Raw genomic sequence first — 25,169 nt, 5'->3', positions numbered from 1 at the left:
CATGAGCGCAGCAGAAGAAGTCGTCGCCGAAGGCCACGAGGCGGTCGAGGCGGTTCCGAAGCGGGCCATGACGCTGGGCACGGGCACCTCGCTGGTGGTGCTGTTGCTGCTCGTCGCCGTTCCGCTGTTTGCGAAGAACTTCGTGATCTTCCAGCTGACCCAGCTGTTGTATCTGGGCCTGGCGGTGCTGGCGCTGAACATCCTGACCGGCGGCTCGGGCCAGTTTTCGCTGGGCCAGAGCGCGTTCTACGGCATCGGCGCCTACATCACCGCGGTGATGATGGAGCAGTTCAACATTCCCTACTTCCTCTGCCTGCCGGTCGCGGGCGTGCTCTGCTTCGGCGTCGGCTTCCTGTTCGGCCAGCCGGCGCTGCGGCTCTCCGGCGTCTACCTCGCGCTTGCGACCTTCGCGCTCGCCACCGCCATGCCGCAGCTCCTGAAGCTGAATTTCCTCGAGCACTGGACCGGCGGCGTGCAAGGCCTCGTCGTCACCAAGCCCGATGCGCCGTTCGGCCTGCCGATGTCGCAGGACATGTGGCTCTACTACTTCACCCTCGTCGTCGTGCTCGCGATCTACATCTTCTCGGTGAACCTGCTGCGCTCCCGCTCGGGCCGCGCCTTCATGGCGATCCGCGACAACGAGATCGCGGCCTCCGCCATGGGCGTCAATGTCGCGCTCTACAAGACGCTCGCCTTCGGCGTCTCTGCCGGCATCACCGGCGTCGCCGGCGGCTTGAGCGCGATCGCGGTGCAGTTCGTCGCGCCCGACAGCTTCACCATCACGCTCGCGATCCAGCTGTTCCTCGGCATGGTCGTCGGCGGCGTGGGCTGGCTGCCCGGCTCGATCGTCGGCGCCGCCTTCATCATCTTCGTGCCGAACATCGCGGAAGGCATCTCGAAGGGCCTCTCCGGCGCCGTGTTCGGTGTGCTCCTGTTCCTCGTCATCTACCTCGTGCCGCACGGCGCAAGGCAAGTCGCGATCCTGAGCCAGCAACTCGCCGGAAAGCTCAGAAAGAACTGAAAACCTCAATCAAGGAAGGAGACCAAATTGTTTCTTGGAAGAAGACTGCGAACCACCGCACTCGTGACGGCGGTCGCGACCCTCGCCTCCGGCGCAGCACTCGCCCAGAAGAAATACGACACAGGCGCGTCCGATACCGAGATCAAGATCGGCAACATCATGCCGTACAGCGGTCCGGCGTCGGCCTATGGCATCATCGGCAAGACCGAAGAAGCCTATGTCAAGATGATCAACGACAAGGGCGGCGTCAACGGCCGCAAGATCACCTACGTCACCTATGACGACGGCTATTCGCCGCCGAAGGCGGTCGAGCAGGTCCGCAAGCTGGTCGAAAGCGACGAGGTGCTCGCCGTGTTCAACCCGCTCGGCACGGCCTCGAACAGTGCGATCCAGAAATATCTGAACGCCAAGAAGATCCCGCAGCTGTTCGTCGCCACCGGCGCCACCAAGTGGAACGATCCGAAGAACTTCCCCTGGACCATCGGCTGGCAGCCCTCTTACCAGAGCGAAGCACAGATCTACGCGAAATGGCTGATAAAGGAGAAACCCGACGCCAAGGTCGCGATCCTCTATCAGAACGACGATTTCGGCAAAGACTACCTCAAGGGCACCAAGGACGGATTTGGCGCCAAGGCCTCGTCCATGATCATCATGGAGGAGAGCTATGAGGTGTCCGAGCCGTCGATCGACGGGCATATCGTGAAGATCAAGGCCGCCAATCCCGACGTGCTCGTGATCTACACCACGCCGAAGTTCGGCGCCCAGACCATCAAGAAGACCGCCGAGCTCGGCTGGAAGCCGCTCCAGATCATCACCAACGTGTCGGCCTCGGTCGGCAGCGTGATGAAGCCGGCCGGCTTCGAAGCCTCGCAGGGCGTGCTGTCGGCGGCCTATGCCAAGGACGGCGCCGACCCGCGCTGGAACGACGATCCGGGCATGAAGAAGTGGTCCGAATTCCTCGACAAGTACATGCCCGGCGCCGACAAGACCGACGCCAGCATCGTCTACGGCTACGGCGCCGCGCAGACACTGGTCAAGGCGCTGGAGATGTGCGGTGACGATCTCACCCGGGCCAACCTGATGAAGCAGGCGGCGAGCCTGAAGGACTTCGCGCCGGACACGCTCTTGCCCGGTGTCACGATCAACACCGGTCCGAGCGATTTCGCCCCGATCAGCCAGCTCCAGATGCAGCGCTTCAAGGGCGAGAAGTGGGAACAGTTCGGCGAGATCCTGAACGGCGAGGTCGCTCCGGAATAATGCGCTGACGTCTCAGTCCAGATCCGAAGAGCCCCCGCGAACCATCGCGGGGGCTTTTTGTTGACGTGGTGCATCAATCTTGTTCAATGCTGCGCCGATCAAGCTGTGGTGGGAGAGCAATGGCTGTCGTTCGATTTCAGGTTGCGGCGGTTTTGGCCGCATTCGCGTTGTGCACTGCGGTGAGCAGCCCGGCGCTGGCGCAAAGGAAATACGACACCGGCGCCTCCGATACCGAGATCAGAATCGGCAACATCATGCCCTATAGCGGGCCGGCTTCGGCCTACGCCGCGATCGGCAAGGCCGAGGAGGCCTATTTCAACAAGATCAATGCCGAGGGCGGCATCAACGGCCGCAAGGTCAAGTTCATCTCCTATGACGATGCCTACTCGCCGCCGAAGACGGTGGAGCAGGCGCGCAAGCTGGTCGAGAGCGACGGCGTGCTGCTGATCTTCGGCTCGCTCGGCACCTCCACCAACGGCGCCATCCGCAAATACATGAACGAGAAGAAGGTGCCGCAATTGTTCGTGGCGAGCGGCGCCTCGAAGTGGAACGATCCGAAGCAATATCCCTGGACCATGGGCTGGCAGCCGAGCTACGCCAGCGAGGCCAAGATCTACGCCAAATACATCATGAAGGAGAAGCCGGACGCGAAGATCGGCGTGCTCTTCCAGAACGACGATTTCGGAAAGGATTATCTCAAGGGGCTGAAGGACGGCCTCGGCGCCAGGGCCGCGATGATCGTGCTCGAAGAGGGCTACGACACGTCGGAACCGGCGGTCGACGAGCACGTCTTGAAGCTGAAGGCCGCGGGCGCCGACGTCTTGATCAGCATCACCACACCGAAATTCGCAGCACAGGCGATCAAGAAGGCGGCCGAGATCAACTGGCATCCGATCCACATCCTCTCCAACGTCTCGGCTTCCGTCGGCGGCGTGATCGAGCCGGCGGGCTTCGAGATCTCGCAGGGCATTTTGTCGGCGAGCTACACCAAGGACGGCTCCGACCCGCAATGGAATGCCGATGAGGGCATGAAGAAGTTCTATAACTTCCTCGCCCAGTATGATCCGAAGGCCAACAAGCTCGATGCCGGCGTGGTGTTCGGCTATGCCGCGGCGCAGACCATGGTGAAGGTGCTGCACATGTGCGGCGACGACCTCACCCGCGACAACATCATGAAGCAGGCGGCCAGTCTGAAGAATTTCGAGCCGGATACGCTTCTGCCCGGCATCAAGATCAACACGGCGCCGGACAATTTCGCCCCAATCGAGCAGCTCCGGATGATGCGGTTCAAGGGCAGGACATGGGAGCTGTTCGGCGACATCATCTCGAGCGAGCTCGAGACCTTGAGAGCCGGCAACTCAAAATAGCTCTTTTGTCGTCAGACAACTCAAGACAGTCTTACCTTCTCGCAGTCGCACATGGCGATCGGCGGTGGTCCTGACTACTAAAGAAGCAGCCCCTGCGACGCCGTCGCGGGGGCTTTTTGTTGAAGGCGCCTGCCAAATCGTATTCAATCGCGGCCGCGTCACCAAAAACAATCAAGACAAGAAAAGGGGCGCGTGCACCAAGAAAATAGGGAGATAGGAATGCCCGCTGTCACCGGCAAGCTTGCGGCCGCGTCACTCGCGCTCGCGCTCATTGCGGCCTCGACCTCCACTGCATCGGCCCAGAAGAAGTACGATACCGGCGCGACCGATACCGAGATCAAGGTCGGCAACATCATGCCCTACAGCGGACCGGCTTCCGCCTATGGCATCATCGGGCGGACAGAGGCCGCCTATTTCAAGAAGATCAACGAGGAAGGCGGCATCAACGGCCGCAAGATCAACTTCATCTCCTATGACGACGCCTATTCGCCGCCAAAGGCGGTGGAGCAGGCGCGCAAGCTGGTCGAGAGCGACGAGGTGCTTTTCATTTTCAACTCGCTCGGCACGCCATCGAACTCGGCGATCCAGAAATACATGAACGCAAAGAAGGTGCCGCAGCTCCTGGTCGCCACCGGCGCCACCAAGTGGAACGATCCGAAAGATTTCCCCTGGACCATGGGCTGGCAGCCCTCGTACCAGAGCGAGACGCAGATCTATGCGAAATGGCTGCTCAAGAACAAGCCGGACGCCAAGATCGCGGTGCTGTTCCAGAACGACGATTACGGCAAGGACTATCTCAAGGGCCTGAAGGACGGCTTGGGGGCCAAGGCGGCCTCCATGATCGTGAAGGAGGAAAGCTACGAGACATCGGAGCCGACCATCGACAGCCACATCGTCAGCCTGAAATCGAGCGGCGCCGACGTCTTCATGAACATCACGACACCGAAATTCGCCGCCCAAGCGATCAAGAAGGTGGCGGAGGTCGGCTGGAAGCCGCTGCACTTCCTCAACAACGTCTCGGGTAACGTCGGCGGCGTGCTCAAGCCCGCAGGTCTGGACAATTCGCAGGACATCATCTCCGCCGACTATCTGAAGGACGTTTCGGATCCGCAGTGGAGCAACGATCCCGGCATGAAGGACTTCCTCGCCTTCATGAACAAATATTTCCCCGACGGCGACAAGCTCGACCACGGCACCATCGTCGGCTACGGCGTGGCGCAGACGCTGGTCCAGATCCTGAAGCAGTGCGGCGACGATCTCACGCGCGAGAACGTCATGCGGCAGGCGGCAAGCCTGAAGAACTTCCGCACCGAAGTGCTGCTGCCGGGGATCCAGATCAACACCTCCGCGACCGACTTCGCACCAATCAGCCAGCTCCAGCTCGAGCGGTTCAAGGGCGAGAAGTGGGATCTGTTCGGCGACGTCATCAGCGCCGACGTCGGCGGCTAGCCGCCGGAATACAGGAGAGCATAAAGCCCCCTGCGAGAGCATCGCAGGGGGCTTTATGCTGCGCACCGATTATGGTTACGCGATTGCACAATCGAATGATGGTAAAGCCTGCTTACGCTATGGCGCATGATGCGGTAGGCAGGTGACTGGCGATCTCGTCGCCAGTCACTTCAGTCTGCTCTGCTCAAGGCTTCTCGTCATGACCGACCGACGTCCCCTGCTTCGCGCGCTCTATGACGCCGCTGTTGCCGCGGCGCATCCCAACACGATCCTGGCGCAGCATCTGCCGCCTGCGCCGAGGAGCCGCGTGATCTGCCTCGCCGCCGGCAAGGGCGCCGCCGCAATGGCTGCGGCTGCCGAGCGGCATTATCTCGACACGCTGAAACTCGCGCCGGAGCGGCTGGTCGGCATCGCCACCACGCGCCACGGCTACGGCGTGCCGACGCGCCGCATTCGCGTGGTCGAGGCCGGCCATCCCGTGCCGGACGAAGCGGGCCTCAAGGGCGCGGCCGACACGCTCGCGCTGGCAGGCGAAGCCGGGCCCGATGATCTCTTGCTGGTGCTGCTCACCGGCGGCGGCTCGGCGAACTGGATCGCTCCGGTGGACGGGATCAGCTTTGCGCAGAAGCAGGCCGTCAACAAGGCGCTGCTGCGCTCGGGCGCGCCGATCGGCGAGATGAACATCGTGCGCAAGCATCTCTCGCGCATCAAGGGCGGCCGGCTGGCGCGCGCCGGCAAGAACGCCGCCGAGATCGTGACGCTCGCGATCTCCGACGTGCCGCATGACGATCCCTCCGCGATCGCCTCCGGCCCCACCGTGCCGGATCCGACCACGCTGGCGGACGCGCGCGCGATCGTCGCGAAATACAAGCTCGCCATCGACGAGGCCGTGCGCCGCGCGCTGGACGATCCCAAGAACGAGAGCTGCAAGCCGGGCGACGCCGCCTTTGCGCGCGCGCATTTCGAATTGATCGCGCGGCCGAAGCAATCGCTTGATGCCGCAGTGAAGCTCGCGAAGGAGGCCGGCTACGAGACCATCGATCTCGGCGCCGATCTCGAGGGCGAGGCCCGCGAGGTCGCCGCCGATCACGCCAAGCGCGCACTCGCGGCGCGCACGCAAGGCAAGCGCCTCGCGATCCTCTCCGGCGGTGAGCTCACGGTCACTGTCCGCGGCAATGGCCGCGGCGGTCCGAACCAGGAATACGCGCTCGCGCTCGCCGACCTCTTGAAGGACACGGCCGGCATCTCTGCGCTTGCCGGCGACACCGACGGCGCCGATGGCGGCGCCGGCCACCCCACCGATCCCGCCGGCGCGCTGATCGATGCGGCGACATTTGCGAAGATGAAGACGCTGGGGCTCACGCCACAGGCCTATCTCGACAACAACGATGCAACGACGTTTTTCGAGGCGACCGGTGATCTGCTACAGCCCGGGCCGACGCTGACGAATGTCAACGACATCCGGGTGATCTTGGTCGATTGAGGTCGCGCCAGTTTCTCCAACGTCATTGCGAGCAACCGACAGCCTCAAAACTCATTCGCGATCTTCGACAACATCTCGAGCAGGGCTTCGCGGTTGGCCTGGCCGAGCAGCTCATTCAGCCGCGACTCGTGCTTGGTGGCGACGAGCTTCTTCGCCCGCGTCAGCACGGCCTTGCCCTTGTCGGTCAAGACCAGAATGTGCGAGCGGCGGTCGTTGGTGGAGCGGATCCGGGCGCAGAGGTCGCGGCTTTCGAGATTGTCGAGCATGGCGACGAAGTTCGGGCGCAGGATGCCGAGGGTGGAGGCGATCTCGGTCTGGTTACGGCCAGGATTCTTTTCCACCAGCAGCAGCACGGAAAACTGCGCCGGCGTCAGCTGGAGCGAGGCCATGCAGCGCAAAAAGTTCTCGAACACCTTGAGCTGGGCGCGCTTGAGCACATAGCCGAGCTGTTCGGACAGCTCGCCGAGCTGGAGGGCTTCGGGCAGGCCCTCGGGCGCGTCCTTGCGGCCCTTGGCCGCGTCGGGCGGCTTTTCAGAGGACTTTTCGGCGGTTTTGGAAACGGTCATCGCCTCATGCTCGCATTCCCGCTAAATTCGGCGGGGGTCGGCCGCCACCCTTGAGATTATATTTGATAATTGTTATGGACCATATCAAATATCGTCAGCGTTTTTCAATGGCTGTGAGCGGACCGTCCACCGCGATCGCGGGACCGGGTCCTTAATCTTTGAGGGGGAGCGTCCGGTCTTGAACACCACCATCATGCTGTTCCTGCTGCAGGACGGCATTACCAATGGCGCGATCTATGCGCTGCTCGGCCTGGCGCTGGTGCTGGTGTTTGCCGTCACCCGCGTCATCCTGATCCCCCAGGGCGAGTTCGTCACCTATGGCGCGCTGACCTATGCGTCGCTGGCCTCGGGCCAGATGCCCGGCACGGCCAAGCTGGCGCTGGCCATGGGCATCGTCGCCCTCGCCTTCGACCTGTTCGTGGCGCGCAAAACGCTGCATGGCCGGCTGATCATGCGCAGCATGCTCGCCAATATCGTGCTGCCAGCGATCGTTCTGGCCGCGACCATCTATTTCGCCGGCCAGAAGCCGCCGGTCGCGGTCTGCATTGCGCTGTCGCTTCTGATCGTCGCGATGATCGGCCTGTTCCTCTACCGCATCGCGTTCCAGCCGCTGGCGCACACCTCGGTGCTGGTGCTGCTGATCGCATCGGTGGGCGTGCATCTGGCGCTCCAGGGCCTGGGCCTGCTGTTCTTCGGCGCCGAAGGCCAGCGCGGGCCGGCGGTGCTGTCCGGCGCCTTCACCGCGGGCGCGCTGCGCTTCACCGGCCAGAGCCTGACGGTCTACGGCATCACCATCGCCTTCATCGTCGGCCTGTGGCTGTTCTTCGGCCTGACGCTGTACGGCAAGGCGCTGCGCGCCACCGCCGTCAACCGGCTCGGCGCGCGGCTTGCCGGCATCCGCACCACGCTGTCGGGACAGATCGCCTTCCTGCTGGCGTCCGTGATCGGCGCGCTGTCGGGAATCATGATCGTGCCGATCACGACGCTCTACTACGACTCGGGCTTCCTGATCGGCCTGAAGGGCTTTGTCGCTGCGATCATCGGTGGCCTCGTCAGCTATCCCCTGACCGCGATTGCGGCGCTGTTCGTCGGCATCGTCGAGGCGTTCTCGTCCTTCTATGCCTCCAACTACAAGGAGGTGATCGTTTTCATGCTCTTGATCCCCGTGCTGCTGCTGCGCTCGCTCGCAGCCCCCGCGGTCGAGGAAGAGAAGGACTGAGGCGAAGATGCAGAGCCGGCTTCCCATCCTCATCTTCGCAGCTTTGATGGCGGCGATTCCGTTTGTTCCGGGCATGCCACCGTTCTGGATCGTGCTGCTCGACAATATCGGCCTCGCGGCCCTCGTCGCGATGGGCCTCGTGCTGCTCACCGGCGTCGGAGGCCTGACCTCTTTTGGACAAGCAGCGTTCGTCGGCTTCGGCGCCTACACGACCGCAGTGCTGACGACAACTTACGGCTTGTCGCCATGGCTGACATTGCCGCTGTCGCTGGTGGTCAGCGGATTGCTGGCGGTGCTGCTCGGCCTCGTCACCGTCCGCCTCTCCGGCCATTATCTGCCGCTCGGCACGCTCGCCTGGGGCCTTGGCCTGTTCTACCTCTTCAGCAAGCTGGAATTTCTGGGGCGCAACGACGGCATCTCGGCGATCCCGCCGCTGTCGATCGGATCGTTCAGGATGCTCGATCCCGGCACGATCTATTTCGCGATCTGGGTTGCGGTGATCCTCTCCGCGCTGCTGACGATGAACCTCCTGGACTCCCGCACCGGCCGCGCCATTCGCGCGCTGCGGCGCGGCCATGTCGCGGCCGAAGCCTTCGGCGTGCAGACGCCACGCGCCAAGCTGCTGGTGTTCATCCACGCTGCGGTGCTCGCCGGCCTCTCGGGCTGGCTCTACGCCCATCTCCAGCGCGCAGTGAACCCGACGCCGTTCGGCGCCCAGGCTGGCATCGAATATCTGTTCATCGCGGTGGTCGGCGGCGCCGGCTATGTCTGGGGCGGCGTGCTCGGCGCGGCCATCGTCGTGATCCTGAAAGAAGTGCTGCAAAGCTATCTGCCGCTGATCCTGCCCGGCTCCGGCCAGGTCGAGACCATCGTATTCGGCATCATGCTGGTGGCGCTGCTTCAACTCGCGCCCGGCGGCGTCTGGCCTTGGCTGATGTCGTTCCTGCCGGAGCGCAGCAGTGGCAAGAAGCCGGATACCTCGCTGAAGCTCGAGGCGCGCACCCGCTCGCCGGGTCAGTCCAGCGTGCTGCTCCAGGTCGAGAAGGCCCGCAAACAATTCGGCGGCGTGATTGCGGTCAACAACGTCTCCTTCGACGTCCAGGCCCGCGAGATCGTCGCCCTGATCGGACCGAACGGCGCGGGCAAAAGCACGACGTTCAACCTGATCACCGGCGTGCTGTCGGCAACCTCCGGCTCGATCTCCGTGCTTGGCAGGAAGGTCGATCGCGCACCGCCGCAGGAGATCGTCAAGCTCGGCATTTCCCGCACCTTCCAGCACGTCAAGCTGGTGCCCGACATGACCGTGCTGGAGAACGTCGCGATCGGCGCGCATCTGCGCGGCCAGTCCGGCCCGATCGCCTCGATGTTGCGGCTCGATCGTGCCGACGAAGCAAAACTGCTCGCGGAAGCCGCGCGCCAGATCGAGCGCGTCGGGCTCACCGAGCAGATGCACCAGCTCGCAGGCTCGCTGTCGCTCGGACAGCAGCGCATCGTCGAGATCGCGCGCGCGCTCTGTGTCGATCCGATGCTGCTGCTGCTCGACGAGCCCGCGGCCGGCCTCCGCCACATGGAGAAGCAACAGCTCGCGAAATTGCTGCGCGAGTTGCGCGACGGCGGCATGAGCGTGCTGCTGGTCGAGCACGACATGGGTTTTGTGATGAACCTGGCCGACCGCATCGTGGTGCTCGATTTCGGTACCAAGATCGCGGAAGGCACGCCCGCCACGATCAAGACCAATCCCGAAGTGATCAAGGCCTATCTCGGAGTGGCGGCATGAGCGCGCTGTTGTCCGTCACCGACGCGCATGTCGCCTATGGCAAGGTCGAAGCGGTGCGCTCGGTCTCGCTCGAAGTCGGCGAGAACGAGATCGTCACCATCGTCGGCGCCAACGGCGCCGGCAAGACCACGCTGCTCTCCGCGATCATGGGCATCCTGCCGCTGAAGGGCCGCGTCGCCTTTGCTGGGCAAGACCTCGCCCGGCTCGACATCGAGGACCGCGTCGCGATGGGGCTTGGTCTCGTGCCAGAGCACCGCGAATTGTTCGTGACCATGAATGTGGAGGACAATCTCGAGCTCGGTGCCTTCCGCATCGAGCGGAGCAGGGCGAAGATTTCGATGGAGCGGGTCTATGCGCTGTTTCCACGCCTGAAGGAGCGGCGCAAGCAGCTCGCCGGCACGCTCTCCGGCGGCGAGCAGCAGATGCTGGCGATGGGCCGCGCGCTGATGGGCGAGCCGAAGCTGTTGATGCTGGACGAGCCGAGCCTCGGCCTCGCGCCCATCATCGTCGCCGACATTTTCCGCATCGTCGCCGAGCTGCGCGCCAGCGGCGTCTCGGTGCTATTGGTCGAGCAGAATGCGCAGGCCGCGCTGAAGATCGCCGACCAGGCTTACGTGATGGAGCTCGGCGAGTTCGTGCTCAGCGGCAAGGCCAGCGACATCGCCGCGAACGAGCGGGTGGCGGCGAGCTATCTCGGCTTCCAGCACGAAGGCGCGAGCGTGCTCTAGCGGCTCGCCGTTCGCACAAAGCCCCAGGCGGCGATCACAGCCATCAGCAGCGAGATCAGCACGTTGTAGCCGGCGAGCGAGAGGCCAAGGAAGCGCCACTGCACCTCGTCACAGCGCACCACCTTGACGGTGTCGAGCCGCGACAAGAGATCGCCGGCGCTGCCGAGATTGACGACCGGACCGCTGCAATCGGTCGGCCCCTTCCAGAACCCCCATTCGACGCCGGAATGGTAGGTGCCGAGCCCGGCATTGGCGAGCGTCGCCAGCGCCAGGATCGCCAGGCCTGCGAGCAGCAGCGGCCGCGGCGCGCCGCTCCGCGCCGCCAGCACGGTGAGCGCGCCGAGCGGGATCGCGAGATAATAGGCGTAGCGCTGCTCCAGGCAGAGCGGACAGGGCAGGATCTCCAGCACGAGCTGGAAGAACCAGGCGCCCGCGATCGTCGCCGCCGCGATCAGGGTGACGGCCAGCGAGGCGGTCAGCGCAGCGCTGCCGGCAGCCGGTTTGAACGCAGGTATAGCGGCACTCTGGGTCGTCACGGCGGCCTCGTCGGATGGGTCTGGCGTAGATTCTTATTTTGACGCGTTTTCTTGACCGGTATCCACTTCGCTCGAAAACGCTCTAAGCCTCTAACCCCGGCCCGCAGCCCTGTCGAGAACGCCCGGGATCACTTTGGCGCGGGTTGACCCCGCCTGTTCCATGGCTATAGTCCGCCGGCTTCGCGAGGCTCCGTCCTGGGGCCGACCGAGGGCCCCTGTGGCGGAACTGGTAGACGCGCTCGACTCAAAATCGAGTTCCGCAAGGAGTGCTGGTTCGATTCCGGCCAGGGGCACCAGTTCTCGCAGCTACGGCTAGGCGAGCCCCCCACACTATCGGAGCGAAGCAGCGAAGGCTGTCCCGCCGAAGCCTTGGCGAAGGCGGACTCGCCTACAGCGTCTTCAGATATTCGACCAGCGAGCGCCGCTCGTCGTCGGTCAACTCCGGGCCGATGACGCCGGGCGGTAGCTTCCTGATGTCGGTCTCCTTGCCCTCGAACGAATGTCCACCGTTGCTGTTTCCGAGCAGCGATACGTCGAAATTGGTCAGGCCGGCCGCGCAAGCGTCACCGTCGCGGGTCTTCGTGACAACGCCGACATTGACGGGATCGAATTCGCGGCTGCCGACATAGAACGACGCCGGCCGCTTGTCCTGGGGCAGCAACATGTCCCTCAGCGTCGGCACCGAGCCGTTGTGCAGATAGGGCGCCGTCGCCCACACGCCGTCGAGAGGACGCGCGCGGTAATGAGGCACAATGGCCAGAAAGTCCTTCCCGGTGCTGCTCGCGCGGGCCGCAACGAAGACATGCGGGTTCTGGCAATTCTTCCGGGGGCCCGACATCTTTTGCCTGATCTCGTCGGGCGTACCGTTGGCGATGTACCATTGCTCGATGGTCTTGCCGACGACGTCCATCAGCGCCAGCACGAATGGCGTGTCCGACGCCTCCTCGGACAGCAGGTGGCAATCACCGGCCTTGTTCAAATCATCGATCGGCGCGAGGCCGAGCGCCGCAGGCAGGCGGACGCGGCGTTCGGTGAGGACGCGGGATTGCTGACGGTCGGTCCCGATCGCCGACACCGGCACCTGCACCACGTTGAAATAGTGCCGCCCTCCGATCTCGATCCAGTTCTTCTCGTTCTTCGCGGCGCGGTCCGGGTTGTCCGCCTTCCAGAACGAATCGTCCGGCCACTTCTTGTCGAACTCTGCGTCGTTAACCGGGCCGCGATGGCATTCGAAGCAATGCGCGCGATAGAGGTCGCGGCCTTTCCCGACCAGTTCGTCCTTGATCGCCCAGGCGGCGTCGCCCGGAAATTTGGCCTGCGCATCCTTCCATTTCGGCGCGACGAGGCCGTCGAATTTCGGCTCGCCCGGCCCGCTCGACTTGAAAGGATCGCTACCCCGCAGCAATTCTTCAAACTGGGCGATGTTCGCCATGCTGACGGACGAGCCGAACAGCGGGCGCCCTGGCGCGGCCGCGGTCATGTTGATCCTGGCGCTGACGCCGAGCGCTTCGCCGGCGTTACGGACCAGCTCGTTGAGCACCGAGGCATCGTACTGCGCCCACAGGAAATGCGGCGTGTCCCAGATCGGCGGAAAGCTCACCGGAGCATCATGGCGTGCGAAGTTGCCTGCGACGAGCGGATCAGAAAGCTTCAAGGTCTTCGTGTTCAGAAAGTTCGTGTAGAAGACCTGGTTTCCGATCCGGTTGAGCGCATCGAGGCGGCCAAACCCTTCGTCCAGGTTGTCGGCACCTTGAGCTGCCAGGAGTTCTGATTCGAGACCGGCCTGTTTCGCGATCGTATCGAGCGTCTGCTCCAGATCCTTCCTGAGCTTTGACCGATCGACGGCATGGCCCTGGATCTCTTCCAGCTTGCCGGCGAAGCGATCAAACCGGAACGGTATTTTCAACGTGTAACCGATCGACAGGCCGATCGCCCTTTCGACCTCGTGGAGATTGACCATCGCCGGCCCGCCGTCGAACTGGATACTGACATTCTTGTATTCGAGATGGCCGGTGTGACAGGCGGCACAGGTCAAGCCGAGCTGATCCTCATACGGCTCGCCGGTGGTCGGATCGGTCCCGTTCTGGAGTCGCGCGAAACCGACGGGCAGTCCGTCGGGATTGTCCGGCAAGCCTGGAGTCCAGCCGGGCTGGGCGGCTGTGTTGGACGCATCGCCGCCATAGCCATATCGGGCCGCGTTGCCGGTGAAATCCTTTGAGCTGGGGCTCGGAATGAATCCGAGGCGACGCAGATAGTCGTCGTCCGTCAGCTTCTTGTGAGACCACAGCGACAGCTCCGGCCGCTCCAGCGCCAGGAACCATTGATAGGGGACCGGAATCGTCGTCGTGCCCTGGGGCGTATGGTGAAACCAGTAGCGCTGCTGCCAGCTCCAGTTCTGCGGCAGCCAATAGGCTTGCTCAATTTTGGAAGGCGCCGGAAGCGTGGCCGGCAACAGCTGCGCCACGAGATCCGCCTTGCCCTTGATCTCGAGCGCAATGTTGCGGAGCTGGTTCGGCACGAAATAGGCCATGCCCAGCGCCGCCGCGACGATTGCGAGGACGAGAGCCACCAGCCCCGACACGCAGGGCCAACGCCTCCAGAACGAGCCCATTCGCCTCTCCCGTTATTCAACCGCGCCGGCACGCTTGCTGCCGGCAATATGCCGCTGCACTATCTGTCCAGCAGCTGGCTGTTGATGAAGGACACCACATCGGCCGTCTCAGCGGCAGCACGTCGCGTGATCGTCGGCGCCACGCCGCCCTTTTGAAACGACGGGAACCATCCGAAATTGCGAACGTTCCAGGTCTCCTTCGGCAACACCGCCTTGCTCACGCCGGGGACAGCGAAATTCTTGACGTTCCTCGCCAATGGTTGTGCCGTCTCGGTGTGGCAGCTCACGCAATCGGTATTGAAGAACTGACTTTGCTTCGTATCGGCAATGATGTTGACGATCTCGAGGACACGGCTGTCGGCGACGTTGCCGTCGATGAACTCGGAGGTCGAAACGCCCTTGCGATCGGCGACGGGCAGCGGCGGTTTCTGTAGCGTGGCGTTACGGCAGGTGATCGGATTTTGATTGTTGGTCGCCGGCTGCGGGACGACATGCTTGCCACCGATCACACTGAACATCTCGGCAGTGTGCATGCCATCGAGCGTAGGGCCAGGGACCGGTATGAAGGCGGCCTCCGGCCTCAACATCGACACGAAGACCCATGGTTCCGCGACTTCGACAGCGGCGACAGCCATGGCGTTGAAGCGCTTCCGCTCAAGATGCTTTTCGAGCATGGCCTTCAGCGCATCGCGAAACGACCTTGCGGAGGGTCCCACAAGGCCCGGATGCACATTCATGTCACCCGCGGTCACCACCTTGACCCCGCCGAACTTTCCAGCCGCCAGCTGATCGCGAAGTGCTACGACGTCGCGAATGACGTCCCTGAACGCCTCGTCATCAGGCTTCGCTCTTTTGAAAGGCTCACAACCGTCGAGGGCTGGATCCGGATCAAGAGTGAAATCGAAGAGCAGGTGGCCCGCGATGTCGTGAACCTTGACACCGTTAGGCCCGTTCGTCACCGGCTGAACGATAAGGCGGATTTGCGGACGCCTGCCAAACTGCGCGATGATCTCCTGGGAAAGGCCCGGCGCACCCGGGTCGATCCGAATGCCGGACACGAACCAGGCGCCGATGTTTTTCACTCCATCAGGCAAGTGAATTCGGCTTACGCCGGAATCCGGCACGCCCGGAAATTCGGGGCTCTCCGTAAGAGCGAGAAAGCGCGCGAAATCGTCATCCGACCAGAGCCGCTGCGGAGATCCCGTCGGACCGGCGAGATCGGACAGCGCAATCAGATTGGCCATGTCGACCGCCGTTTTGGGCGGCGGAAACAGGATGGATACGTCGTTGGCCGCGAGCAGCCTCGAGACTGTCTGGTCTGCCGCCATACCCGCGCCGGCCGCGACGGCGACCGCCAACCCCGCTGCAAACACCATGGGTAACAACCAGGAAAACTTCGATCGACACCAAGCACCGTTCGTCGACATTGGCAGCCCCTCCCGTCAATAAATTTGTTGAAACGCACGACCGGAAGCGACGCGTTCATCCTCGCCGCCGGCGACGATCGCATCGGGCGTCCGCAAAAAAGCACCGCTGAAAATCCCGTGGCCTTCACGGAAAACGTCGCAGAGATCAGCGAACGGGGTCAGGCCGCAGACATTCGAGCATCAATTCCTTTGGTATCGGCAATGGTCGCGAAAATGAGATTCGTCAGACTAAAATATAGGGCCCGCCTTCTCTATCAGGGATGATATTTTTTCGCAACACAACTGTCGAGGGCATCTGGCGTTTTGGATTGATTGAGACTATTTCGGCCGCGCATCGCCCCCCTTCCTAGCAATTGTCACATCCCCACTGTATAAGCCGGTAGCTTCTTCCGTAACTCGAAGAGGCTCATATGAACGACCTGCACGCGTGGCTTTCCGAACAACACCACGGTTTGCGGACCTTCCGGATTTTTCAGCAGAAGCTCGAAACGCTCGGCCGGGATGACCCCGCCCAGCGCGGGCTCTGCCGTCTCCTGGGCAATCTTGTCGGCGGCTATGTCGAGGCGTTTGACGAGGCCCCGCTGCCGGTCGAAGTCGCCGATAGCGCCTATCACCGCCTGCTGACGCTGATGGCGAGCATCGACCTCAACGGCGATGCCAACCGCCGGCTCGCCGACATCAACCGGGTTGCGACTTGCGAGCTCTGGCCGTGACGGGGGCGGCGAGGCGCGTGTAGGTCGTCACCATCGTATAGTCCTTGCGTGGACCTGACACCACGTGACGAATGACGAAGCGACCATCGGCCAGGAAGCTGTAGGTCGATTGATAATAGTCGCGATTGCACAGATGGCCCGCGCTGCCGCTGGGCTCTCCTCTCAGAGAGGCAGACAATGAGATGACGTGAAACAGCCGCGGTGGGTTCTCCTTGAAGAAGACCTCGAAGCCGCCGTCGCGGCTGGCGAAGATGTATTCACGCTCTGCCTGCAACGCGGTGCCGTTCGCGAGCGTCAGATCTCCCTGCTCCCGATAGACCAGCCTCTCCGTGTCCAGGGGCGTGAAGACCGCGATGCCCCGCATCGTGGCCTGCCCTTCGATTACCCGGTCGAACGACCAGGAGCCGACGAACCTCGTCATCACGTCCAAAGCGTCACGCCAAGCGTCGATCGCGATTTCGTCCATATCTTTCGCCCACCGCACTCATTGGCCAGCCCGGCGTCACCAAGCCTGCGGCAAGGCGTTCGACTTCACCGCGCCGATGCCTATATCCTATCGCAGCGATATTGATGCAGCGAGCAGCCGATGGCCAGGCGACGCACGACCGACACGGACGCCGACGGCCTTCCCCGCTATTTCGTCTGGGTCCGGGGCCTCGAGGCACCCGAGCCGCAGAAATGGGAGGCGATGGATTTCGGCGTCGGCGATTGGAAGCGGTCGCTGGTGCTGGCCTGGCGCGAGTTACCGGAGGACGAGCGGCGCCTGTCGCTGTCGATGCTGGCCCGGCGATATCCGCCGCCGCGGGTGGACGTGTCGTCCTGATCGGCTATTTCCCCCGCGCCGCGGTCGAAGACGCCGCGTTGGCTGGAGTCCAAATCTTGATAGCGCGCCACGACGGCGTCAGTCCGTCAATCCGTAAACATCGATACGTCCCTCATAGGTCGGGCGATAGATCCGGCCCTGCCAGACGATCGGACGGTTGAACTTCGGATGCAAGAAGGCGTGTTCCGGGCCCCAATTCTCGCTATCCCAGATCACCTGGAGTCGGTGGGAGCCGTCCGGATTGGTGGCGAAATTCTGCGCATCATAGACCAGAAAGCGGCCCGGGCTCAGCAGCATGTTGCTGTCCTTGTAAGGGACCATCGCCACAATGACGGCATCAGCGCCGTTGTTGGCGGCGAGCGTGATGCTCCAGCCGGGCATGCCGCCCGACGGACGCGGCGACTGCGGCGAGGCGATCTCGTTGGATCCGGCGAGATAGGTCGTGGTGCCATCGGCCGCGATCGACCACGCTCGCAACGCACTGTTCTCGCCGCCGACGAAATGCATCACGCCATGGGCAGTGGACGAGAACAGCAGCGGCGTGCCGTGCAGGTGCCGGGTCGCGCCGCCCGGAAACAGATTCAACTCCGTCGGCGCGGCCGGCGCCGGCGGCACGGCGGGATCGAAATAGGTATAGAGGATCGGCGGCATGCGCAGCTTGGCGTAGTTCGCCGCGAAGTGGCCTGCCGCAAGATCGGCGGCTTGCGTGTCGCCGAGCGCCTCGGCATTGCCGGTGTAGAGGATGCCATCCTTGCCGGCCGCGAGCACGGCCTGGGACGTGGCGACATAGACCGGACCGCCCGATCCAAAGTCCTGATCGCTCCACATCGATTCGTTCATCGCTTCCAGATGATGCGCCACGACCGGTGCGATCTGCGCATCCATCTCGTCGGGACCGGACGTCACCGCGACATGCGCCATTTCACGGGCATGAATGGGCTTCAAAGCCATTCCCATCCGCCTGGCATGACCGACCACCGCGGTCAGCGAGACGTTGGACGGCAGCGCGTGCTCATCATCATCGTCGTCGATCGCAGCGACGGCGGCAGCGCCGACCCGATTGGCATCGGTCCACGCCGACCACCACGATAACACCTCGAAATGCGCGTGAGCTCCGGTGTGCAGCGCGAGCCGCACGATGCTCTCGCCGAAATCGCCATGCTGCGGCGAGAATGCGCCGTTTCCGGTGATGACGTAGATCGAGCCGTCGGGAGCGACCGCGGGACCCGCCCCGCTATGCCACAACCCGCCACCGATGCCGGTCACGGTTGAGCACCACGCGGCCGCGAGATGCCAGGCGTGAACGTCGACGGCGATCAGCCACCCCCGCGCCGTCTTCGACGTTTCCGCGATCGTGCCGAAGGGTATCAGCACATGGTTGTGTGTCAGCGTCAGCGCGCTGCGCTGCTTGCGCTGGGCCGAGACGAATTTCTGCACCGGGAGGCCGCCCGGCGGGGTGTAAACCGCGCCTTCGAGATTGAGCAGCCCATGCACCATCGAGCCGTCTCTGATCCGCAGGCCTGCAAGAAAATGCCGGCCCTTGGCGACGCTGCCGTCGTCGCTGACCCAGGCGCAGGCATAAAGGATGCCGGCGGCCTCGTCGATGACGGGGGTCGAGAGGATCCCCCAATCGACGTTGGTCATGTGGCCGTCGATGGCCGGCGTTCCGACGATCGGACGGCCGAGATTGGTCGCCCAGATCTTCTCGCCGGTCACCGCGTCGAACGCATAGACCCAATTGCCCATGGTGGCCTGGAAGATCAGGTCGCGGGTCTTGCCATCGAGCGTCCGCACGCCGCCGACTGCGAGCGGCTGCGCCTCGAGCCGGGGATCGTCGGGTATGGGAATGCTGAAGAGCTTGACGATGCCCTTGGTGCGGACGGCGGTCGCCGTCAGCACCGTCTCGGAATTGTTCGCGCCGGTTCTGGCCAGGTCGTAGCTGCGGGTCGTGACGGAGGCGACCATGATTAGGCTCCCCATGCCAGGAGGCCGGCCGCGGTCAGGCAAGCCGCCGCAAGCGGTCGGGTATCGCGCAAGCCTGCGCGCCACCAGTTCTGCACGACGGCTCCGCAGGTAAAGCCGAGGCCGGCCATGATCGCGCTCGACAGCGCAGCAAGCGCCGGCGGATCGGACGTGTGTGACACCACATTGTCGATTGCCAGCAGCGGCGGCAACACATAGAGCCAGCCCGGCGCATTCAGAACACGTCGCGCGATCGGATGGCGCACCAAAAGCGCTCCGCCAGACGCCATCAGCACGAACGCAGCAAATCCGCCCGCGAGCGGCACACTGATCCCGAGTGCCGAGCCGAACCCGTCGCAGAGGCCGAACATCAGCGCAAGCGGCAGCGCATGCCGCCGCGGCACGATGAACGACAACGCAAAGGCGGCGATGAGGCTGTCGACTGACGTCCACAGCAAGTGCAATGACATATGATCAAACGACATGGGGCTCCCTCTCAAACGATTTGTGGGGCAAGGTAGGTGACGTCGATCGAAAAAGCGGCGCCGTGGTCCGGCAACTGCCGGCCCGCGACGCGGATATGATATTCGCCCGCCGCGCCGGCCGTGCCTTCGGCGCTGACATGGTCGTCGCTGCACAGTGCCTCGACCACGCCGTGCCTTTGCGCGTCGGTGACGGTGACCTTGAGCGCGCCATCTGCCGGCACGCCGTGCCGATCGAGGCCAACCCGCAGTGTGATCTTGCTGCCCTGCTCCACCCAGATTCGTCCCGTCTCCATCTCGGCATTGGTCGCCGGCGGCGTATCGAGATCGGCAGCACCCAAGATGGTCTGCGTGGTGTGGCGCGCGTGGCGGACCGACGCAAAATTCAGGCCGGCGCGCGAGAAGCACAGATAGCTCTGGCCCTTGCTGAAAGCGTTGCTCGGAATCGTGAAGCTCGCGACGCCATTCCCGTCAGTCCGGATGTCGTCGTGATGACCGGTGTAGTCGTGCAACTGGACGTTGGCTCCGAACGCGGTCTGGCAACTGATCGGGCGCGCGTTCATCGTGTCGAAATTGAGCGCAGTCAGGAGACCAGGAGTGCCGGCCCGCTCCAGCACCACGACCTTGTCATCGAGAAACCGCGTGCTGGTCGGCCCGTTGGCGAGGTGCTCGTGGACCCAGATCAGATTGTCGATCCACCGCTTCAGTCCGTAGGCGCCCGGCCAGACGCTGGGCGGAAAGTAGTCCTTGCCGTAGACGAAGGGATAGCCTTCGATCGAGAGCAGGAAGGCGTAGGCGAGCAGCTTGTTGCTGATGACCTGCTGGCCCGGCGAGGTATCGGTATCAGGATTGTCGACGAAGGTGCAGGTGAGATCGGGACGCCAGCTGGTATAGCCGGCGCCGTCGAGCACGCGGGCACTGCCGCCGTCGCAGGCCGATTGCAGCGCCCAATGCATCGGGAAGTCGGCCACGAGCGAGCGGCCGCTCAGCGGCGACTGCGTCGCCCAGCCATTGAGGATCGCGCGATTGCCGTCGAAAAACTCCGAGTAGAAGAATTTCGATGCCATGATTCCGTGGGTCATGAATTCGCGAACGAAGGGTGCCCAGGTGCCTTTGACGTCGTCGAAGCGCGCGCCGTCCGCGCCAGTCGTGCGGAACACCCATTCGCCGAAATCGAGCGCATCCTCGATTGTCACGCGCGGCGGTCGGCAATGCTGGTAGGACAATTCGCGACCGAACGGAAAATCGTCGGGCGGGCTCGGCACGTCATCGTCGGGCAGATTGTCCGGCGGCACGCCGCGAAACCAGCCGGGCGCGGTGGTGCGTCTGCCGTTCAGCGTGTGGCCGTCCGCGCCGAGATAGCGAAACACGCCAGGCCCGCCATTCTCCCCGATGCGCTGATGCAGAACGAGATCGAGATAGACGTCGATATCGCAGGCGTGTGCGACGGCAACCAGACGCGTCAGCGACGCCTTGGGGCCGTAGCGCGTGGCGAGAGAGTTTTGCTGGTTCTTGCTGCCGATGTCGCGCGGATCGAACACGCCATAGCCGTCACAGCCCGGCCCCGCGCCGCCTTGCGCCTTCGACGTTGGAGGCAGCTGGATCGCAGTGAAGCCGACATTGCGCAGCGCGCGCAAGTGTGTCGCGAGGAAATCAAGCAACCATGGCGCGCCGTGTCCGTCGACCGGCGCCGGCACGGTCACGCGTTCGCCGCGCGGACCGAAGAAGCGTCCCCAAGCTAGCAGCGCTACTCCCATGACGCGGCCTCTGGCTGGCTGCGTCAATCATGCCTTGGACCAGCATCATCCGGAAGTTGAAATTTGCGGCAGGCGCGTCCGGAGAACGAACCGCCGCTCACGATCGCGTGCGCGGCGTGACGCTCAACCAGCTCCGATCAATCGTCGTCCGGACCGAACAACCTGAAACCGTTGCGCGGTCGGCTCACGACAACATCACGTGCGTCGGAATCGGCGCGAACGCTGCGCGCGACGTCATCCCAATCGGTCGGGTCGCGCGTCGTGCGCGTGTCATAATGACGGCGCTCGGCCCAGCGCTCGCGCCGCTCCGCGCGTCGCCGCTCGGACGCTGCACGCTTCACGTCAGAATCTCTGGCCTTGGCATAGGCGTTGTCAGGCGAGGACGCCGGCTCGGTCGATGCCTGCTGCTCGACGGGTTTTGCAACTTGCGGAGGCGATGCCGGGGCCGGCTTCGGCGGCTCGACCGCGGCGGTCTGCGGAGCTGGCGGCGCCGGCGGTTCTGCCTTCGCCTGAACGGCCTGCGGGTCGGGCTTCACCTCAGGCTTTGCCTCGTCACGCGCCTGCGCGGGCGTGGCGGTCACCGCGCCAAAGGTTTGCGAGCCGGCGAGATATTGGACGCGCGCCGGCGGCGCGTTCGTTGTGGTTGTGGCGGCGGCCGCCTCAGCGCGCTGCGCCATCCTGCTGTTGTCCGGCCCCTGCTTGGGCGCGATCGGTTGCATGATGTTGCCGGCGACGATGCCGCCGCCGAGACCAATGGCGATGGCGGCGACGATCGATCCGGCACCGACGAAATAGGCTGTCGAGGCGCGCATTGGTCCACTCCTGTTTGGAGCGGGCAACGCCTGTCGATTGCCGGATGTTCCTGATGCGCGCGCGGTTCCCTTGAGGAACCTGCGCGTCAGATCTGTTGTGCGACCTTTTCCAGCCCGATGATGCGGGCGAGCTTGCGCACTTCCTCTTTCTGGTCGTCACGCAGCTGGAACAACAGCGGCATCGCGGCCGATTTCAGCTGCTGGACCTCGTCGCAATTCGGATCGATCGGTACGCCCTGCACATTCGGGTTCGAAAGCCTGTTCGCCTGGATCTTGCGGGCGACGTTGCGCAGCGCGGTTTCGACCGAGGGCCAGTAATATTCCTGCGACGACGACAGCTTCAGCCGATCCTTGATGCCGGAGATCTGCACGTCGGAGAGCAGCGAGTAGGATTTTTGCGGCTGCGGCTTTGCGACGACCTTCGGCTTGGCCGGAGCCTCGACCGGGGCGGGAGCTTCCGCAACGGCGGGCGCTTCGTTGACGTTGGCCTTGGGCATCGGGAAATCAGACGGCGTGGCCGCGGCAAAGGCCTGGCGCAGCGGCTCGGTCAGCACCGGCGCCTGCGAAAGCTTGTCGGCTGGAACCTGCACCGGCTCGATCGCAGCAGAGGCGAGCGCCAGCGTCGGAACCAGCCGATCGGCCTTGGCCGCGCGGTTGGCGGCGAGCGCTTTGGGCGCGGGGATTTGGCTGATCATCTCGGCGCTGACGCTGGGCACGCTGTCGCGGCCGAGGATGGCGGTGGTGGCGGCGCCCAGGACGAGGAAGCAGGTCAGCACGATGATGGTGATGGCTCTGGACAAACGTCTCTCCGGGAGCGGCCGCTTCACGATGTTGTTAACGTTGCCCGGAAAAAGGGCGCTAATTAAGGCTTGGGTGTGCCTCGGCTGCGACAATCACCATGCCTGTGGCGACCAGGCCGAAAACCGAAGTGAAATCAGGCGGCTAGCGCCAGATCGTAGGCGTCCTGGATGTCGGCGACGATCTCGGAGGCCTCCCAGACCGCGCGGGGCTCGACCGATTGCAGCGTCACCGTCCAATTGCCGCCGCGGCGCGTGCGGGGAACGCTGACGATGTCGAAGCGGACATTGCGGCAAAGCGGATGACGGGCCAGCGCGTGTGCCACACGGACGCGGATCTCATCCAGCGAAGCCTGAGTCTTGGAGTTGAGAATATCGAAGTCCATCGCCTGTCCCTCTCGGTCCGATTGGCGGCCGTGAGGGGATTCTTGGCGGGCGATGGTTAATCTGCCGTTAAGGGCGCCGGTGCGGAGCTATGCGGGATTAACCCTGCTGCCTACCGCTTCTCGATCACCAGGCTCTGCACCGCGCGGCCAAAATAGCCCTGGCGGTCGGCGAGCCGCGACATCGCAAGGCCAGCGCCATCAGGACCGATCCAGGACTCGCCGTCGAGCAAGATCCATTCGCCGACCGGCTGGCGCGCAAAGTTCACGGTGAGATCGGCGTTGATGAAGGTCCAGACGCGAAAATCGAGCGTCGAGGCGGTGCCATTGGAGAAATCGGCGGCGACCACGGCGCGCATCGCCTGGGAGACGGCTTCGGCTTCGACCAGCGGATGGTCGACACGAAACCAGATCGCGCCGGCGCCGGCCTGGCCGAAACGGCCGCGCGCGGCGCGCATCGAAACCGAGCGCACGAAGGGGCTGGTAGCGGCATGGCCATCCTCGACCAGCGAGTCCTCCGGCGACGGCAAGGTCACCGGCAATTCCTTCACATCGTCCGGCAGTGCCTGCGCTTGCGACTTGATCTTCAACACGGTGGCGCCGACGACCTGCACGCCGTCGGCCAGCAGCTTGACTTCGCAGAGCTGGATCTTGCGCCCCTCGCGCAAAACCTCGGTCTCAATCGTGAGCGGCGCCACCGGTACGGGGCGCATCAAATCGATGGTGACGCGCGCGATATGCATCGCGACCTGTGTCGGAATCCGCTCGGCCGCCCATGTCACCAGCGACGCCGGTGCGGAGCCGTGCTGCATGCGCCGATCCCACGGACCCGCGGCGTCCGGGCTGGTGACGACGCTGTTGCCGTCGACGCGGTAGATGGCGGTCATGGGTTCACTGTTGACGGCATTCATCACAACGGCGGATCGATCGCCTCGTCATATTCCTTCTTGAAGCGCGCGATCATCTCGGCCGCGGACACAATGCCCTCGACGCTGCCGATGCCCTGGCCTGAGCCCCAGATCTCCTTCCAGGCCTTCGGCTTGGCGCGCTCACCGGAGGCGTCCGTGCCGAAGTTCATCTTGGAGGGATCGGAGGTCGGCAGGTTTTCCGGATCCATGCCGGCGGCCAGGATCGACGGTTTGAGATAATTGCCGTGCACGCCGGTGAAGAGGTTGGAATAGACGATGTCGTCGGCCGTCGAGCCCGCGATCATCTCCTTGTACTTCTCGACGGCGTTGGCTTCCTTGGTCGCAATGAAAGCCGAGCCGATATAGGCGAAGTCGGCGCCGAGAATGCGCGCGGCGCGGATCGCCTTGCCGTTGCCGATCGCGCCCGACAGCGCGATCGGGCCGTCGAACCATTTTCGCGTCTCGGCAACGAAGGCGAGCGGCGAGATGGTGCCGGCATGACCGCCGGCGCCGGCCGCGACCAGGATCAGGCCGTCGGCGCCCTTCTCGATCGCCTTGTGGGCGAATTTCTGGTTGATGACGTCGTGGAAGACGATGCCGCCCCAGCCGTGAACGGCCTGGTTCAGCTCCTCGCGCGCACCGAGCGAGGAGATGATCATCGGCACCTTGTACTTGGCGCAGAGCTGCATGTCGTGGTCGAGCCGGTTGTTCGACTTGTGCACGATCTGGTTGACCGCGAACGGCGCTGACGGCTTGTCAGGATGGGCGCGGTCATAGGCCGCGAGCTCTTCCGTGATCCGCGCCAGCCATTCGTCGAGCAATTCCGGCGGCCGCGCATTCAACGCCGGGAATGAGCCGACCACGCCTGCCTTGCACTGTGCGATGACGAGATCGGGCACCGAGATGATGAAGAGCGGCGAACCGATCACGGGGATCGACAGGCGTCCCTTGAACAGAGCGAGCATGGACATTGCGGAGCGATCCTCTTCTGGCGGTCAAATTGGAGTTGGAGACCATACCAACAAGGCAATCTTTCCACTGTCAAGTATTGCGTTATGGTACCGCCACGGATGCGGTTACCGCAATTCCAA

Annotated in this window: 24 protein-coding genes and 1 tRNA gene; 12 read left to right on the top strand and 13 right to left on the bottom strand. The window is 63.8% G+C overall.

Annotated features, from left to right (window positions below):
- The first annotated feature begins 1 nt into the window (after position 1).
- The 5 genes from IC761_RS05010 (at position 2) to IC761_RS04990 (ending at position 6,577) form a co-directional block, all read left to right on the top strand.
- Positions 2 to 1,021, top strand: coding sequence for a branched-chain amino acid ABC transporter permease (locus tag IC761_RS05010; protein ID WP_195802184.1), 1,020 nt, complete (start codon positions 2 to 4; stop codon positions 1,019 to 1,021).
- Between the two features lie 27 nt (positions 1,022 to 1,048).
- Positions 1,049 to 2,278 (top strand): ABC transporter substrate-binding protein, encoded by a 1,230-nt coding sequence (locus tag IC761_RS05005; protein WP_195802183.1) that lies wholly within the window; start codon positions 1,049 to 1,051, stop codon positions 2,276 to 2,278.
- 119 nt (positions 2,279 to 2,397) lie between these two features.
- Positions 2,398 to 3,645 (top strand): ABC transporter substrate-binding protein, encoded by a 1,248-nt coding sequence (locus tag IC761_RS05000; protein WP_195802182.1) that lies wholly within the window; start codon positions 2,398 to 2,400, stop codon positions 3,643 to 3,645.
- A gap of 219 nt (positions 3,646 to 3,864) precedes the next feature.
- The gene (locus IC761_RS04995; protein WP_195802181.1) at positions 3,865 to 5,094 is read left to right on the top strand and encodes an ABC transporter substrate-binding protein; all 1,230 of its coding nucleotides are present in this window, start codon (positions 3,865 to 3,867) and stop codon (positions 5,092 to 5,094) included.
- 199 nt (positions 5,095 to 5,293) lie between these two features.
- Positions 5,294 to 6,577, top strand: a complete 1,284-nt coding sequence (locus IC761_RS04990) for a glycerate kinase type-2 family protein (protein WP_195802180.1) — start codon at positions 5,294 to 5,296, stop codon at positions 6,575 to 6,577.
- A 44-nt stretch (positions 6,578 to 6,621) separates the two neighbouring features.
- On the opposite strand, the gene IC761_RS04985 is transcribed toward IC761_RS04990, so the two are convergent.
- The gene (locus IC761_RS04985) at positions 6,622 to 7,143 is read right to left on the bottom strand and encodes a MarR family winged helix-turn-helix transcriptional regulator (RefSeq protein ID WP_195802179.1); all 522 of its coding nucleotides are present in this window, start codon (positions 7,141 to 7,143) and stop codon (positions 6,622 to 6,624) included.
- A gap of 178 nt (positions 7,144 to 7,321) precedes the next feature.
- Between IC761_RS04985 and IC761_RS04980 the strand changes: the two genes are divergently transcribed.
- Genes IC761_RS04980 through IC761_RS04970 form a run of 3 tightly spaced genes read left to right on the top strand, consistent with a single transcriptional unit; the run spans position 7,322 to position 10,867 of the window.
- Positions 7,322 to 8,362, top strand: coding sequence for a branched-chain amino acid ABC transporter permease (locus IC761_RS04980; RefSeq protein ID WP_195802178.1), 1,041 nt, complete (start codon positions 7,322 to 7,324; stop codon positions 8,360 to 8,362).
- Between the two features lie 7 nt (positions 8,363 to 8,369).
- Positions 8,370 to 10,139, top strand: a complete 1,770-nt coding sequence (locus tag IC761_RS04975) for a branched-chain amino acid ABC transporter ATP-binding protein/permease (RefSeq protein ID WP_195802177.1) — start codon at positions 8,370 to 8,372, stop codon at positions 10,137 to 10,139.
- Positions 10,136 to 10,867 (top strand): ABC transporter ATP-binding protein, encoded by a 732-nt coding sequence (locus IC761_RS04970; protein WP_195802176.1) that lies wholly within the window; start codon positions 10,136 to 10,138, stop codon positions 10,865 to 10,867. Before IC761_RS04975 ends, IC761_RS04970 begins: the two co-directional genes overlap by 4 nt.
- Here the strand turns inward: IC761_RS04970 and IC761_RS04965 are convergent.
- On the bottom strand, positions 10,864 to 11,403 hold the full coding sequence (locus IC761_RS04965; RefSeq protein ID WP_195802175.1) for a disulfide bond formation protein B: 540 nt from the start codon (positions 11,401 to 11,403) through the stop codon (positions 10,864 to 10,866). The two genes, IC761_RS04970 and IC761_RS04965, sit on opposite strands and share 4 nt — an antisense overlap.
- A 211-nt stretch (positions 11,404 to 11,614) precedes the next feature.
- Between IC761_RS04965 and IC761_RS04960 the strand changes: the two genes are divergently transcribed.
- Positions 11,615 to 11,699: transfer RNA gene (locus tag IC761_RS04960), tRNA-Leu, on the top strand.
- Between the two features lie 92 nt (positions 11,700 to 11,791).
- Here IC761_RS04960 and IC761_RS04955 read toward each other — a convergent pair.
- Both IC761_RS04955 and IC761_RS04950 read right to left on the bottom strand, forming a co-directional pair.
- A complete protein-coding gene (locus IC761_RS04955; protein WP_195802174.1) occupies positions 11,792 to 14,014 on the bottom strand; it encodes a di-heme-cytochrome C peroxidase in 2,223 nt (740 codons plus the stop codon).
- A 59-nt stretch (positions 14,015 to 14,073) separates the two neighbouring features.
- Entirely contained in the window at positions 14,074 to 15,441 is a 1,368-nt protein-coding gene (locus tag IC761_RS04950; protein WP_246791438.1) for a hypothetical protein, read from the bottom strand.
- A gap of 27 nt (positions 15,442 to 15,468) precedes the next feature.
- Here IC761_RS04950 and IC761_RS04945 point away from each other — a divergent pair, with 27 nt between their 5' ends.
- Entirely contained in the window at positions 15,469 to 15,705 is a 237-nt protein-coding gene (locus IC761_RS04945; RefSeq protein WP_195802173.1) for a hypothetical protein, read from the top strand.
- Positions 15,706 to 15,851: 146 nt separating this feature from the next.
- Positions 15,852 to 16,154 (top strand): hypothetical protein, encoded by a 303-nt coding sequence (locus tag IC761_RS04940; protein WP_195802172.1) that lies wholly within the window; start codon positions 15,852 to 15,854, stop codon positions 16,152 to 16,154.
- Here IC761_RS04940 and IC761_RS04935 read toward each other — a convergent pair.
- Entirely contained in the window at positions 16,120 to 16,620 is a 501-nt protein-coding gene (locus tag IC761_RS04935) for a DUF6314 family protein (RefSeq protein ID WP_195802171.1), read from the bottom strand. The two genes, IC761_RS04940 and IC761_RS04935, sit on opposite strands and share 35 nt — an antisense overlap.
- A gap of 120 nt (positions 16,621 to 16,740) precedes the next feature.
- Here IC761_RS04935 and IC761_RS04930 point away from each other — a divergent pair, with 120 nt between their 5' ends.
- Positions 16,741 to 16,977, top strand: coding sequence for a hypothetical protein (locus tag IC761_RS04930; protein WP_195802170.1), 237 nt, complete (start codon positions 16,741 to 16,743; stop codon positions 16,975 to 16,977).
- A gap of 78 nt (positions 16,978 to 17,055) precedes the next feature.
- Here IC761_RS04930 and IC761_RS04925 read toward each other — a convergent pair whose 3' ends face one another.
- The 8 genes from IC761_RS04925 to IC761_RS04890 all read right to left on the bottom strand — a co-directional run bounded on the left by IC761_RS04925 (position 17,056) and on the right by IC761_RS04890 (position 25,049).
- The gene (locus IC761_RS04925) at positions 17,056 to 18,942 is read right to left on the bottom strand and encodes a PQQ-binding-like beta-propeller repeat protein (RefSeq protein WP_195802169.1); all 1,887 of its coding nucleotides are present in this window, start codon (positions 18,940 to 18,942) and stop codon (positions 17,056 to 17,058) included.
- A 2-nt stretch (positions 18,943 to 18,944) separates the two neighbouring features.
- A complete protein-coding gene (locus IC761_RS04920; RefSeq protein WP_195802168.1) occupies positions 18,945 to 19,424 on the bottom strand; it encodes a hypothetical protein in 480 nt (159 codons plus the stop codon).
- Between the two features lie 11 nt (positions 19,425 to 19,435).
- Positions 19,436 to 21,178 carry an alpha-amylase family protein gene (locus tag IC761_RS04915; protein WP_195802167.1) on the bottom strand — a complete coding sequence of 581 codons (1,743 nt, stop codon included), beginning with the start codon at positions 21,176 to 21,178 and terminating at the stop codon, positions 19,436 to 19,438.
- A gap of 137 nt (positions 21,179 to 21,315) precedes the next feature.
- Positions 21,316 to 21,990: a hypothetical protein gene (locus tag IC761_RS04910; RefSeq protein ID WP_195802166.1), complete on the bottom strand. Its 675-nt coding sequence runs from the start codon at positions 21,988 to 21,990 to the stop codon at positions 21,316 to 21,318.
- 86 nt (positions 21,991 to 22,076) lie between these two features.
- Positions 22,077 to 22,790: a hypothetical protein gene (locus IC761_RS04905; protein WP_195802165.1), complete on the bottom strand. Its 714-nt coding sequence runs from the start codon at positions 22,788 to 22,790 to the stop codon at positions 22,077 to 22,079.
- Positions 22,791 to 22,924: 134 nt separating this feature from the next.
- Positions 22,925 to 23,173: a hypothetical protein gene (locus tag IC761_RS04900; protein ID WP_195802164.1), complete on the bottom strand. Its 249-nt coding sequence runs from the start codon at positions 23,171 to 23,173 to the stop codon at positions 22,925 to 22,927.
- A 110-nt stretch (positions 23,174 to 23,283) separates the two neighbouring features.
- A complete protein-coding gene (locus IC761_RS04895; protein WP_195802163.1) occupies positions 23,284 to 24,057 on the bottom strand; it encodes a thioesterase family protein in 774 nt (257 codons plus the stop codon).
- A gap of 23 nt (positions 24,058 to 24,080) precedes the next feature.
- Positions 24,081 to 25,049 carry an NAD(P)H-dependent flavin oxidoreductase gene (locus tag IC761_RS04890; protein ID WP_195802162.1) on the bottom strand — a complete coding sequence of 323 codons (969 nt, stop codon included), beginning with the start codon at positions 25,047 to 25,049 and terminating at the stop codon, positions 24,081 to 24,083.
- Positions 25,050 to 25,169: the final 120 nt, after the last annotated feature.

It is taken from the genome of Bradyrhizobium commune, from assembly GCF_015624505.1.
Lineage (GTDB): Bacteria > Pseudomonadota > Alphaproteobacteria > Rhizobiales > Xanthobacteraceae > Bradyrhizobium > Bradyrhizobium commune.
The sequence above is the reverse complement of the archived record's forward strand: the minus strand, read 5'-3'. Positions and strand labels throughout refer to the sequence as shown.